The 13,487-nt window shown below is 73.5% G+C and carries 9 protein-coding genes; 2 read left to right on the plus strand and 7 right to left on the minus strand.

Features of this window, described 5'->3' with window-relative positions; genetic code table 11:
- Positions 1-1,060 precede the first annotated feature (1,060 nt).
- Positions 1,061-2,527: a GuaB1 family IMP dehydrogenase-related protein gene (locus tag PZB75_RS03140; protein ID WP_275533751.1), complete on the minus strand. Its 1,467-nt coding sequence runs from the start codon at positions 2,525-2,527 to the stop codon at positions 1,061-1,063.
- 359 nt (positions 2,528-2,886) lie between these two features.
- On the opposite strand from PZB75_RS03140, the gene PZB75_RS03145 reads away from it, so the two are divergent.
- Complete coding sequence (locus tag PZB75_RS03145) at positions 2,887-3,945, plus strand: terpene cyclase (protein WP_275533752.1); 1,059 nt, start codon at positions 2,887-2,889, stop codon at positions 3,943-3,945.
- A gap of 84 nt (positions 3,946-4,029) precedes the next feature.
- On the opposite strand, the gene PZB75_RS03150 is transcribed toward PZB75_RS03145, so the two are convergent.
- From PZB75_RS03150 to fmt, 4 genes are all read right to left on the minus strand, one after another.
- Positions 4,030-5,025 carry a sugar-binding domain-containing protein gene (locus PZB75_RS03150; protein ID WP_275533753.1) on the minus strand — a complete coding sequence of 332 codons (996 nt, stop codon included), beginning with the start codon at positions 5,023-5,025 and terminating at the stop codon, positions 4,030-4,032.
- 132 nt (positions 5,026-5,157) lie between these two features.
- Positions 5,158-5,841 (minus strand): ribulose-phosphate 3-epimerase, encoded by a 684-nt coding sequence (gene rpe, locus PZB75_RS03155; RefSeq protein ID WP_275533754.1) that lies wholly within the window; start codon positions 5,839-5,841, stop codon positions 5,158-5,160.
- A gap of 140 nt (positions 5,842-5,981) precedes the next feature.
- Positions 5,982-7,415, minus strand: coding sequence for a transcription antitermination factor NusB (locus PZB75_RS03160; protein WP_275533755.1), 1,434 nt, complete (start codon positions 7,413-7,415; stop codon positions 5,982-5,984).
- Positions 7,416-7,634: 219 nt separating this feature from the next.
- Positions 7,635-8,567 (minus strand): methionyl-tRNA formyltransferase, encoded by a 933-nt coding sequence (gene fmt, locus PZB75_RS03165; RefSeq protein ID WP_275533756.1) that lies wholly within the window; start codon positions 8,565-8,567, stop codon positions 7,635-7,637.
- Between the two features lie 373 nt (positions 8,568-8,940).
- Here fmt and PZB75_RS03170 point away from each other — a divergent pair, with 373 nt between their 5' ends.
- On the plus strand, positions 8,941-9,507 hold the full coding sequence (locus PZB75_RS03170) for a hypothetical protein (RefSeq protein ID WP_275533757.1): 567 nt from the start codon (positions 8,941-8,943) through the stop codon (positions 9,505-9,507).
- Between the two features lie 223 nt (positions 9,508-9,730).
- Here PZB75_RS03170 and PZB75_RS03175 read toward each other — a convergent pair whose 3' ends face one another.
- The gene (locus PZB75_RS03175) at positions 9,731-11,875 is read right to left on the minus strand and encodes a primosomal protein N' (RefSeq protein WP_275533758.1); all 2,145 of its coding nucleotides are present in this window, start codon (positions 11,873-11,875) and stop codon (positions 9,731-9,733) included.
- 130 nt (positions 11,876-12,005) lie between these two features.
- The gene (gene metK / locus PZB75_RS03180) at positions 12,006-13,229 is read right to left on the minus strand and encodes a methionine adenosyltransferase (RefSeq protein ID WP_275533759.1); all 1,224 of its coding nucleotides are present in this window, start codon (positions 13,227-13,229) and stop codon (positions 12,006-12,008) included.
- Positions 13,230-13,487 lie beyond the last annotated feature (258 nt).

Genomic DNA, 13,487 nt, shown 5'->3' on the forward strand with positions numbered 1-13,487 from the left:
GGCGTCCGGCGCCGGAGCGGTGGAGATCCGCTACCGGTTGCCCGTACCGCCGCCGGGCGGGGCCTCGCGCGGTCTGGCCCACGCGTTCGCGCTCCGGCGGGACGGCCGACGGGTCGCGGAGGTCTTCGCCGAACCCGCGGAGGAGACCGTCGTCAGCGTCGGACTCCCTCCGGGCGAGGGGCCGTTCACCGTGTATCCGCCCCGGGCGCAGTCGCCGCTGCTCCTCGGGGTGCGGGCACCGGGCGGGACCCTGCGACCCGCGCCCGCCCGGCCGCGGTGGTTCGTGCACGGCGACTCCATCACCGAGGGCCGGCTGTCCACCCTGCCGGACCGCGCCTGGCCCGCCGCGGCCGGCCGGGCGTCGGAGCCGGACCCGGTCGATCCGGGGTACGCGGGAGCGGCCCGCGGCGAACTGGCCACCGCCGAACAGCTCGCGGAGCTTCCGGCCGGCCTGCTGACGCCGGCCTTCGGCACCAACTGCTGGTCCCCGGCGGCGTTCCCGGCGCCACTGTACGAGACGGTGCGCGCCTTCGTCTCCCTGGTCCGGCTCGGCCTTCCCCGGACCCCGCCGCTGCCGCTCCCGCCCCTGCTGCGACCGGCCACCGAGCGCACCCCGAACGCTCTGGGCGCCACACCCGGCGACCTGCGCACCGCGATGGAGGACGCGGCGGCGAGCCCGGTCGCCGGGGGCGACGCCCGGCTGACGGTGCTGCCGGGCCGTGATCTGCTCCGCCTTGAGCATCTGGCGGACGGCCTCCACCCCCGACGACGAGGGTCATGCGAGGCCGGCGTCCGCCGTCGTGGAGGCGCTGCCCACCGGTCCGCGTACGGACGTCGCGCCGTGAAGTGCGGGGCCCGCGTCCCCGCCGGCCGGGCGGGCGGCCCGCCGGTCCCCGGGCACGCCGGGCCGTGCGCCCGCGCCCGGTCCGGAAGCCGCCCCGTCACCGCCGGACGACCGCCGGGGGAGACGGCCGCCGCGCGGCGGCCGGCGGACACGGCCGTCCCGTGCCCGCCGCAGGACATGCCCGCCGCCCGCCCGTCGGCAGGTGCCCGAGGGCGTTCAGTTCCAGCTGGCGTGCAGCGGCTTGCCCTCCGCGTAGCCTGCGGCGCTCTGCACCCCGACGACCGCCTTCTGCGCGAACTCCTCCAGCGACGCCGCTCCCGCGTAGGTGCACGAGGAACGGACGCCCGCGATGATCGAGTCGACCAGATCCTCGACGCCGGGCCTGGCCGGGTCGAGGAACATCCGCGAGGTGGAGATGCCCTCCTCGAAAAGCCCCTTGCGGGCCCGGTCGTACGCCGACTCCTCCGACGTACGGTTGCGCACGGCACGCGCCGACGCCATGCCGAACGACTCCTTGTAGAAGCGGCCGTCGGCGGACTGCTGGAGGTCACCGGGCGATTCGTACGTACCGGCGAACCAGGAGCCGATCATCACGTTCGACGCGCCGGCCGCGAGCGCCATGGCGACATCACGGGGGTGGCGGACACCGCCGTCCGCCCAGACGTGCTTGCCGTACTTCCTCGCCTCGGCCGCGCACTCCAGGACGGCGGAGAACTGCGGGCGGCCCACCCCGGTCATCATCCGGGTGGTGCACATCGCGCCGGGTCCGACGCCGACCTTGACGATGTCCGCGCCGGCCTCGATGAGATCGCGCACTCCTTCGGCGGCGACGACGTTGCCCGCCACGACCGGGACCCGCGGGTCGAGCGCGCGGACCGCCCTCACCGCGCTGATCATCGATTCCTGGTGGCCATGGGCCGTGTCCACGACCAGGGTGTCGACGCCCGCGTCGAGGAGCTGCTTCGCCTTGCCCGCGACATCGCCGTTGATGCCGACGGCGGCGGCGATCCGGAGCCTGCCCCCGGCGTCGGTGGCCGGGGTGTAGAGGGTCGCGCGGAGGGCCGCCTTGCGGGTGAGTATGCCGACGAGCCGGCCGTCCGCGTCGACGGCGGGGGCCAGCTTGCGGTTGGCGCCGTCGAGCCTGTTGAACGCGTCGCGCGGGTCGATGTCCGCGTCGAGCAGCACCAGATCCCTGGTCATGACCTCGGACAGCTGGGTGAAGCGGTCGACGCCGGTCAGGTCGTGGTCGGTGACGACACCGACGGGCCGCTGCTCGGCGTCGACGACGACACCCGCCCCGTGTGCCCGCTTCGGCAGCAGGGACAGCGCGTCCGCGACGGTCTGGCCGGGGGCCAGCACGATCGGTGTGTCGAGGACCAGGTGGCGTGTCTTGACCCAGGTGACGACCTCGGTGACGACCTCGATCGGGATGTCCTGGGGGATGACGACGAGCCCGCCCCGCCGGGCGATCGTCTCGGCCATCCGGCGGCCCGCGATGGCGGTCATGTTGGCGACGACGAGCGGGATGGTGGTGCCGGTGCCGTCGGGCGCGGAGAGGTCCACGCTCTGCCGGGAACCGACGGCCGAACGGCCCGGGACCATGAAGACGTCGTCGTAGGTGAGGTCGTACGGGACCGAGGGGGTCTCGGTGTGACGACCGGTGCCGGGCTCAAGAAAACGCATAACACTCATTTTTTCATATGCAACGGTGCAGGACGCTTCCACGAAGACACAGCAAAGGCCCCTCACGCTCGTACGTTCCTCCAAAGGAACCGATCGGAGAGTCCCGGGCAAGTGGAACCTGCCTTACCCGCGGACCCTACCCGAACGGCGTTCGAACCATTCGTGATCGTCTTCCCTGGACCTGGTGACGGGGGGTCAGGTAACTTCAAACGCGCAGGTCCCACGGGTCGCCACCGCATCACGGAGGAGCAGCCGACCATCTGAACAGCGAGTACGGCCGGACCAGTTGGGCCATTCGGGACACCCGTCAATTCCGAACATCCGTCACACGTTTGACCGGAGAGGATCGAGATCTGCCCGTGGACAGCGAACTGCCGGACATCTACTGCCCGTTCCCACAGCGAACCAATCCGCACGTCGGGCACACCCGTGGCCACCTCGACGCCTGGACACGCCGCACCGGTCTCGTACACCGCGAATCCGCCCGCAGACGCTTCGAGCAGGCCGACTTCGGGGCCTTCGTCGGCATGGTCTACCCGACCGCGGACCGCCATGACCTCGACCTCGTCGCCGACTGGTTCGTCTGGCTGTTCCTCGTCGACGACCAGCTCGACGACGGGTATCTGGGACGCAGCCCGGAGCGCGTGCGGGGCGTGGTCGAGCGGATGCTCGCCGTGGTGAACGGCACGGCGGACGACCTCCCGGCCGACCAGGAACCGCCCGCCGCCCTGACCGCCCTGGCCGAGCTGTGGGATCGCACGATTCCGGGCGTGGCCGCGCACTGGCGGCAGCGGTTCGCCTGGCATCTGACCGCCTACCTCACCATGGCCACCACCTGGGAGACGGCGAACCGCGAGGCCGGGATCGTACCGTCCGAGGAGACGTACATCGCCAAGCGCCGGCACACCGGGGCGATCCATGTGTGCATGGACCTGATAGAGATCGTGGCCGGGATCGAGGCGCCCGAGACGATCCACAACGATCCCCGGTTCATCACCGCGCTGGAGGCTTCCTGCAACGTCGTGTGCTGGGCCAACGACGTGTACTCCTACGAGAAGGAGCAGGTGCTCGGCGAGATCCACAACCTCGTCCACCTGGTCCGGCACCACCGGGGATACGGCGAGCAGCGGGCCATCGACCATGTCTGCGCGGAGATCGCCGCCGAGACCGACCGGTTCCTCGCCGCCGAGGCCGAGCTGTTGTCCGCCTATCCGCAGCTGGCGGGGATGCTCACCCCGTATCTGGACGGGATGCGGAGCTGGATGCGCGGCAATCTCGACTGGTCACGGGAGACGCCCCGGTACAACCCGGCGGAGGTCGGGCAGTACGCGCGGCCGGAACGCTATCTGGAGGCGACGGTCCTGGGGGTCGCGCCGGACCACGCCGGCCGGGGCGGCACCGACGGCGGGCGCCGCTGAGAGACGCGGTACGCGGCGGGAGGCCGGACACGGCGGGAGGCCGGGCGCGGTGATCGCGCCCGGCCTCCCGCCGCGGGTACGCCCTCAGGGGCCGTCCGGGTCCGCCCGCTCCAGCGCCGGGCGCTGGCCGGGCGCCGACTCCGTCAGCAGATGGTCAGCCGCCGCGGTGTCCGTCACCAGGCTGGTGACCAGACCGGAGCGCAGGACCGCCCCGATGGCCGCCGCCTTGCGCAGGCCGCCGGCGATGGCCACCACCTCGGGGATGCGGCGGAGCCGGTCGGCCTGGACGGTGATGCACCGCTCACCGAGGTCACGGCCGACCCGCCGCCCGTCGGTGTCGAACAGATGGGCCGACATCTCGGCGGCGACCCCGAGCGAGGCGTAGTGCGCCCGCTCCTCGTCCGAGAGCATGTCGTGGACGGTGGAGATCCCCGGCTCCCAGGAACCGATGGAGACCGCGGCGACCGTCACCTTGTCGAAGTACTCGAAGGCGCGGGCGATCCCGGTCTGGTGGCGCAGCGCCGCGGCGGTCGCCGGGTCCGGCAGCAGCATCGGCGCGTAGATGGGGTGGGCCTCGCCGCCCGACACCTGGGCGGCGCGGCGGACCGCCTCGACCGAGCCGCGCTCGGCGGTGCCCGCGTCGTACACCCCGGTGAGCTGCACGACCGTGCACGGCGGCAGCCGGTCCAGGGCCGCCGCCATGTGGATGGTGGACCGGCCCCAGGCCAGGCCGAGGACATCGCCCTCGTTCACCAGTTCGCCGAGCAGGTCGGCCGCGACCTCGCCCAGGTTCTCCGGGTCGGGGGCGTCGTCCTGCTCCTCGGCCGGGGACTCGACGACGACCGCGTGGCGCAGCCCGTAGCGGGCCCGGAGGGCGTCGGAGCGTTCCGCGTCCAGTTCCGCGGGGACCCGGATCTCGATCCGTACGAGGTCGCGTTCGAGTGCGGTCTCCAGGACCCGGGCCACCTTGAAGCGGCTGACGCCGAACTCCTCGGCGATCTGGATCTTGGACTTTCCCTCCAGGTAGAAGCGGCGGGCCATGGCCGCCGCCTGCACCAGCTCCGCGGGTCCCATCCGCATGGCTGCCCGACCTGCCGACATGCCAGACACCGCGATCTCCTCACTGCTGTTCACACCTCGATACGCCGTTCATCCTGTCAGATACGGCGATCCCTGATCAGCCCCGTCGGGCCGCGTTCATCCACCCTTGGCTCAGTGGCCGCACGCCCATGCCGCCGAGGCGGTCGCGGCGTCCGCCCGCGCCCGCAGGCCCCGTACCGCGGCCGCCGGGTCCTCGGCCCCGTACACCGCGGACCCCGCCACGAAGACGTCGGCGCCCGCCTCGGCGCAGCGCTCGACGGTGGACTCGGAGACACCGCCGTCGACCTGGAGCCACAGCTGAAGGCCGTGCTCGGAGATCAGCCGGCGGGTGCGGCGGATCTTCGGCAGCATGATGTCGAGGAACGACTGCCCGCCGAAGCCCGGCTCCACCGTCATGATCAGCAGCATGTCCAGCTCGGGGAGCAGGTCCTCGTACGGCTCGATCGGCGTCGCGGGCCTGAGCGCCATCGAGGCGCGGGCCCCCTTGGCCCTGATCTCCCGGGCCAGCCGTACGGGCGCGGCCGCCGCCTCCACGTGGAAAGTGACGGAGCCCGCCCCCGCCTCGACGTACTGCGGTGCCCAGCGGTCCGGCTCCTCGATCATCAGATGGCAGTCCAGCGGGATGTCCGTGGCCCGGCCGAGCGCTTCCACGACCGGTACCCCGAGGGTGAGGTTGGGTACGAAGTGGTTGTCCATGACATCGACGTGGAGCCAGTCGGCGCCTTCGACGGCCTTCGCCTCCTCGGCGAGACGGGCGAAGTCGGCGGACAGGATGCTCGGGTTGATCTGGGCCATGTGCCAAGCCTGCCATGTTCTCCGGCGCTTCCCCGCCCCGGTGCGCGCCAAAGCCTCACGGGATCATTACGGTTCGCACGCTCGGGGCGATTCTTCCGGTACGTCCCGTTCCAGTCCGGCGAGGGCCCCGGCCGGGTCGGTCAGCCGGTGCGTCGCAGCAGCGCCAGATACATCGCGTCCGTGCCGTGGACGTGCGGCCACAGCTGGACGTCCGGCCCGTCCCCGAGCGCGGAGACCCCGGGCATCAGCGGGCGTGCGTCCACCCACTCGGCCTGGACGGGTTCCCCGCCCCGGCCCCGCAGCACGTCCTCGACGACGGTCCGGGTCTCCGCGAGGTGGGGCGAGCAGGTCGCGTAGCCGACGACGCCACCGATCCGCACCGCTCTCAACGCCTCCCGGAGCAGCCCGCGTTGCAGCGGTGCGAACCCCTCCAGATCCTCCGGGCGGCGGCGCCAGCGCGCCTCGGGGCGGCGGCGCAGGGCGCCCAGGCCCGAGCACGGCACGTCCATCAGGACCCGGTCGAAGGTGCCCGGGTGCCAGGGCGGGCGGGTGCCGTCGGCGGCGATGACCTGGTACGGGCCCGGGTTGCCCGCCAGCGCGCGTTCGACGAGCCGGGCGCGGTGCGGCAGCCGTTCGGCGGCCAGGAGCGCGGCGCCGCGTCCGGCGGCCAGCGCGGCGAGGAGGGCCGCCTTGCCGCCGGGGCCCGCGCAGCCGTCGAGCCAGCGGGTGTCGTGTCCCTCGACCGGGGCGGCGGCGAGGGCGGCGGCGACGAGCTGGCTGCCCTCGTCCTGGACGCCCGCGCTGCCGTCGCGCACGGCGGCCAGGGCGCCGGGCTCGCCGCCCTCGGCCATCCGTACGGCGTACGGCGACCAGCGGCCGGGCAGCCCGGACTCGTCGCCGAGGGCCGTCAGGAGCTCGTCGGTGGTGGACCGGCCCGGCCGGGCGACGAGGGTGACCTCGGGCCGTTCGTTGTCGGCCTCCAGCAGGTCCTCGATCCCGGCGCGGCCGGTGCCCAGGGCGTCCCAGAGCGCGGAGACGATCCACCGGGGATGCGAGTACGTGATCGCGAGGTGCCCCTCGGCGTCCTCGTCGTAGGCCGGCGCGACCCGCGCCACCCAGCCGTCGAGGTCGTCGGCGGACACCTTGCGCAGCACCGCGTTGACGAACTTGGCACGTCCCTCGCCGAGCACCACCCGGGCCAGCTCCACACTGGCGGAGACCGCCGCGTGGGTCGGGATACGGGTGCCGAGCAGCTGGTGCACGCCGAGGTTCAGCACGTCGAGGACCGGCGGGTCGACCTCGCGCAGCGGCCGGTCGACGCAGGCGGCGACGATCGCGTCGTAAGTGCCCTGACGGCGCAGCGTCCCGTAGACCAGCTCGGTCGCCAGCGCCGCGTCCCGGCTGTCGAAGTCACCCTTGTCCCGGGCCTTCTTCAGCAGTGGGGGCAGCACCAGGTTGGCGTACGCGTCGCGCTCGTCGACGGCCCGCAGCACCTCGAAGGCGAGGAACCGGACCGGGTCCTTCCTGGGGCGGCGATGCGGCTTGGCGGGACGGCGGCTCGGCTGGTCGTTCACGTGAAAGGTGCTCCGCTGATGGTGAGAGGACGAACGTTCCCAGCGTACGTCGCCGCCCGCGACGGCCCGACCGGAGGAGCCGCCCGCGTCCGGACGGAAGGCCGCGGTCCGCACCCCTGGGCCCGGGAACCGGAACGGGACGTTCTCCAAAGGGCGGTTCCACGCACGCGTCGGCGGTCCCTCGCCCGCGTCGGCCTCACGGCCGTCCACGGGACGGTTTCAGCTTCCCAGCAGTTCACCGGGGACGATGCGCACCCCGCGTGCCCAGTCGGCGGCCCGCATCGGCTTCTTTCCCTGCGGCTGGACCCAGAGGAGCTCCAGCCCGTGCGATCCCGTGCCCACGAACACGTTGTTCTTCGCCACCGACAGCTCGCCCGGGGCCAGGTCCGCGCGGTCCGGGACGGGCACCGCCTGGATCAGCTTGAGGCGTTCGCCCCGGAACAGGGTCCACGCGCCGGGGGCGGGGGTGCAGCCGCGCACCACGCGGTCGACCCGCAGGGCCGGTGACGTCCACCGGACCTGCGCGTCCTCGACGGTGATCTTCGGGGCGAGGGTGACGCCCTCCTCCGGCTGCGGAACGGCCCGCAGGGTGCCGTCCTCGATGCCGTCCATGGTCGCGGCGAGCAGTCCGGCGCCCGCGAAGGCGAGCCGGGTGAGCAGATCGCCGCTGGTGTCCGTGGGGCGCACCTCCTCGGTCAGGACGCCGTAGACCGGACCGGAGTCGAGCCCTTCCTCGATCAGGAACGTCGAGGCACCGGTCACCTCGTCGCCCGCCATCACCGCGTGCTGGACCGGTGCGGCGCCGCGCCAGGCGGGAAGCAGCGAGAAGTGCAGATTGACCCAGCCGCGGGCCGGCACGTCCAGGGCGGCCCTGGGCAGCAGCGCGCCGTAGGCGACGACCGGGCAGCAGTCCGGGCCGATCTCCCGCAGCCTGGCCAGGAACGCCTCGTCGCGGGGCCGGGCGGGCTTGAGGACCTCGATCCCGGCCTCCTCGGCCCGCTCGGCGACGGGACTGGCGACGAGCCGGCGGCCCCGCCCCGCGGGGGCGTCGGGCCGGGTGACGACCGCGGCCACCTCGTGCCGGCCGGAGGCGATCAGGGCGTCCAGCGCCGGTACGGCGACCTCAGGGGTACCTGCGAAGACGAGCTTCATCCGATGGGCCTCTCAAGCTGGTACGGGAACGAGCAGCACACCGGTCCGCGAGACCGTCCCACGCCCCGCGAATCCCGCACCCCACGAACGGGATCGGCTCCTCGTCGGTCGCGCGGAGGTCTCGTGCCGGCCGGGCCCTGACCGCTGCCCGGGGGCAGCGCCACACACTACTACGCGGGACCGTCGCACCAGGTGTCCCGCCCCTGGTCCCCGCGAGGGGCGCGCGCACCCCCGCGCGCCCCGCGCTCGCGGACGTACGCCCTGTTGAGCGTGACCACATCGGCGGGTGAGGCGTTGGTCAAGAGAGATTGACCGAAGTGGGCCGCCACGGTGCGGTCCGATCCCTTTCAACGCCGGTTCGAGAGGCTTCTTCATGGCCGACCACGCAACCCACGACGCCCAAGCACGGGCCAGTCTGCATCTGTTGGTGCGGGACATCGAGCGGGTCCGGCGGCAGGTGGACGCTCTGCGCACACTCACCGCCCAGCTGGGCAACGTCTACCGTCCGCGCCGATCCGGGCCCTCCACGGGCTTCGTCGTCTACGGCAGGGCCCCGGCTCCCACCGTCCGGCTGGCCCAGGAACTGCGCGACAGCGTCGAGAGCCTGGTCACCGCGGCGGTGGACTTCGACCGTTCGCTGGGCTTCTCGTGGGACGCGGTGGGCTCCGCGCTCGGGGTGACCAAGCAGGCCGTGCACCGTCGCTACGGCACCCGGCGCGCCGGGCAGCAGTCCGCGGCGACGGACTCCTCCGGCGAGTCCGCGGCACCTCGTCCCGTGCCGCTGCCCGCCGGGGCCCCGGCGGTCGCCGCGGCGCCCGGCGGCCCCGCTCTGCCCACCGTGCCCGCCGCCCGCCCGATGCCGCCGCAGCCCTCGGCCGGTCTCCCCCCGTTGCGCGAGGATCTGCGGCCCGGCGCCTTCCCCGGCCCCCGCAACGGCTGATCCGTCCCGCCGTACGCCCGCGCGAACCACCCGGCGTACCGGGTCGTCCGGCGTTCCGGTCACGGACCGGGTGCCGGTGCCGATCGCACGACGGCCGGGTCCATCGGTCGCCCGAACGGCCGAGCGCAGGCCGTCGCGAGCCTGCCGGTCCCGTGAGAGCCGGCCGGCCCCCGGAGGCCGGCCGATGACGGCGGCCGACGCGCCCCTGCGCCGGCCCCGTGTCTCAGCCGATGTCCAGCGGATCGATCCTGACCAGGACCGGGCCCCCTTCGCCCCGGGCCGTCCGGGTCGCCCGGGTCTCCTTCAGGGCGGTAGCCAGCGCCGCGCCCCGGCCCGGCTCCACCCGGATCAGGGCACGCTCCCAGGTCTCCCCCGGTGGCGCGTCCCACGCCCGGCGCGGCCGGCCCGGCGCGGCGCGGGGCACCGGCACCGGGCCCAGCACCTGCGCCCGCTCCGGCAGTTCGACGGCCGCCAGGAACGCGGCCACCTCCTCCGCCCCGCCGGTCACCGACGCCATCCGGGAGACCGGCGGGAAACCCAGCTCAGCCCGCTCCGCAAGCTCCCGCCGGGCGTACCCGACCGGGTCCCAGCGCACGAGCGCCTGAACGGGCCGCAGCGTGGGCTCCGCGACGATCACCAGCGTGCCGCCTTCGGGCTGCCCCCGCACCAGTGCTGCGGCGGCGGTCCAGCGGCGCAGAGCCTCCTCACCGGCCCGCAGGTCCGGCCTGCCGAGCATCGCCCATCCGTCGAGGAGCAGCGCCGCCGCGTACCCGCCTTCCGCGACCGGCTCGGCGCCCGGGGTGCTCACCACGAGCGCGGGCCGGTCCGGCACGGAGTCCAGGATGTGATCACGCCCGGACGTCCGCACGGGCACGTCCGGAAAGGCCCGGCCCAGCTCCTCGGCGGTGCGACGGGCGCCCACGATCCGCGCGCGCAGCCGCCGGGAACCACAGTCCGCGCAGTGCCAGGCGGCCTCCTGCCGGCCGCACCAGGCACAGACGAGATCGTGCTGGTCCGGTGCCTCCAGGGGGCCGGCGCAGTGTCCGCACCGCGCGGGTGTGCGGCACCGTTCGCAGGCCAGCCGGGGAGCGTACCCCCGGCGAGGCACCTGCACCAGGACCGGCCCCGCGCGCAGCCCCTCCCGTACGGTCTGCCAGGCGAGGCTGGGAAGTCTGGCCGTCCTGGCCGCCCCGTCCCGTTCCAGCTCGCCGTCCCCGACCGTGCGCACCAGCGGGGCCGCCGCCCGGTACTCCTCCCGGGCCGCGCGCAGCGGCAGTGCCCAGCCGCTCTCGACGAGCTGGGCGGCCTCCACCGTGCAGCTCGTACCGCCCAGCAGGAAGGCGCACCCGCTGCGCGCGGCCCGCAGCTCCAGGACCTCTCTGACGTGGGGGAAGGGGGCGCGTTCGTCGCTGTGGCTGGAATCGCCGTCGTCCCAGACGACGGCCAGTCCGAGCTCCGTGACCGGGGCGAACATCGCGGCCCGGGTCCCGACCACCGCCCGCACGGACCCGCGGCGCACGGCGAGCCACTGGCCGTAGCGTTTCTGCGGACCGGACTCCGCCGTCAGCAGGGCGTGGTGCCCGGCGCCGAGCAGTTCGGTGAGCGCCTTGTCCACCCGGGCGGCGACGCGCCCGTCGGGCACGACGACGAGCGCGCCCCGCCCCGACGCCAGCGTCGCCGCGACAGCGCGGGCGATCTCCTGCGGCCAGTGCGGGCCGGGGAGAGCGGTCCAGACCGCCCTCGGTGCCTCACCGTCGGCCAGCGCGCGCAGGAACGCGGGCCCCTGCTCGTAACGGTCCCAGCTGCCCGGTGCGGGGGCGGGCGGGGGCGGCAGCGGGTCGGGGGACGCCTTGGCCTCGGCCCGGCCGTTCCTGGGCGGCACCGCGAGCTGGATCACGTCGGCGAGACTGCCCGCGTACCGGTCGGCGACGGCTCGCGCGAGCGCGAGGAGTTCGGGGCCGAGGACCGGTTCCGGGGACACGACATGGGCGAGGGCGGCCAGCGCCCCCTGGTAGTCGGACTCGGCGCGGCGCTCGACGATGAATCCGTCGATCAGTCCGCCGCCCTCGCGGCGGCCGCCCCGGACGTTCCGCCCGCCGGCGCCGAACCTGACCCGCACCCGCACCCCGGGCCGGGCGTCCGCGTCCAGCTCCTCCGGCACGGCGTAGTCGAAGAACTGGTCGAGGTGGAGCACGCCCTTGTTCACCAGCACCCGGGCGACGGGCAGCTCCTCGGCGAGGGCGGCCCCCCGCCAGGTCCGCGGTCTGGCCCGCGGCACCTCGGCCTTGCGCACGGACTCCCGGATGAGCGCAAGCTGCTCCGGAGCCCCGGCGTCGGGCTCGGTCGGCCGCTCGTCTTCGCTGCTCACAGCCAAATTCCTACCAGACAGGGCTGACAGTGCGCCGCCCGGAGGCACCCCGGCCCCTCCCCCGCACACGGCCGGGCCCGGACACCTCGATCGGTGTCCGGGCCCGGCGTACGGAAGATACCTCGGGGTCCTACAGCCCCGCCGCGGCGCGCAGCGCGGCCACCCGGTCGGTGCGCTCCCAGGTGAAGTCGGGCAGCTCACGGCCGAAGTGGCCGTAGGCGGCGGTCTGGGCGTAGATCGGGCGGAGCAGGTCGAGGTCGCGGATGATCGCGGCCGGGCGGAGGTCGAAGACCTCACCGATGGCGTGCTCGATCTTCTCGCTGTCGACCGCGGCCGTGCCGAAGGTCTCGACGAACAGGCCGACCGGCTCGGCCTTGCCGATCGCGTACGCGACCTGGACCTCGCAGCGGGCCGCGAGACCGGCCGCCACGACGTTCTTGGCCACCCAGCGCATCGCGTACGCGGCCGAGCGGTCCACCTTCGACGGGTCCTTGCCCGAGAACGCGCCGCCGCCGTGCCGGGCCATGCCGCCGTACGTGTCGATGATGATCTTGCGGCCGGTCAGGCCCGCGTCGCCCATCGGGCCGCCGATCTCGAACCGCCCGGTCGGGTTCACCAGCAGGCGGTAGCCCTCGGTGTCCAGCTTGATGCCGTCCTCGACGAGCTGCGCCAGGACGTGCTCGACGACGAACTCCCGGATGTCGGGCGCCAGGAGAGAGTCGAGGTCGATGTCGCTCGCGTGCTGCGAGGAGACCACGACGGTGTCGAGCCGGACGGCCTTGTCGCCGTCGTACTCGATGGTGACCTGCGTCTTGCCGTCGGGGCGCAGATACGGGATGGTGCCGTTCTTGCGGACCTCGGACAGCCTGCGCGAGAGCCGGTGGGCCAGGTGGATCGGCAGCGGCATCAGCTCGGGCGTCTCGTCGCACGCGTACCCGAACATCAGGCCCTGGTCGCCCGCGCCCTGCTTGTCGAGTTCGTCGTCCTCGTCCCTCTGGGAGCTGCCCTCGACCCGCTTCTCGTACGCGGTGTCGACCCCCTGGGCGATGTCCGGGGACTGTGCGCCGATGGACACCGACACGCCGCAGGAGGCGCCGTCGAAGCCCTTCTTGGAGGAGTCGTAACCGATTTCGAGGATCTTGTTGCGCACAAGGTTCGGAATGTCGGCGTAGGCCTTGGTCGTGACCTCGCCCGCGACATGCACCAGACCCGTGGTGATCAGGGTCTCCACGGCGACGCGTGAGGACGGGTCCTGACGCAGGAGAGCGTCCAGGATCGTGTCGCTGATCTGGTCAGCGATCTTGTCGGGGTGACCCTCGGTCACGGATTCCGAGGTGAACAGACGACGGGACACATCGCTCCCTGGGTTGCAGCGGCTGCTGGCTGATCATGGGTGGAACGGCCGGGAGCTGCGCCCGGACACGTTCCGCCGACAGTTTATCGGTCGTCCCCGCCCGGCGGGCCATGTGTCTCGCTCCTTGGGTGGTCTGTGACATGAGGCACTGAGGACGAAGACACGTGGACCCACCCATGGAGCGGGGTGATACATGGGCTTTTCAGGGCATTTTTGCCGCCCGGAGCGGTGAATGTGAAATCCGGGTGGCGTGACCGG

Origin of the sequence: Streptomyces sp. AM 4-1-1, from assembly GCF_029167625.1 — a bacterium.
In the GTDB taxonomy this organism is placed as follows: Bacteria; Actinomycetota; Actinomycetes; order Streptomycetales; family Streptomycetaceae; genus Streptomyces.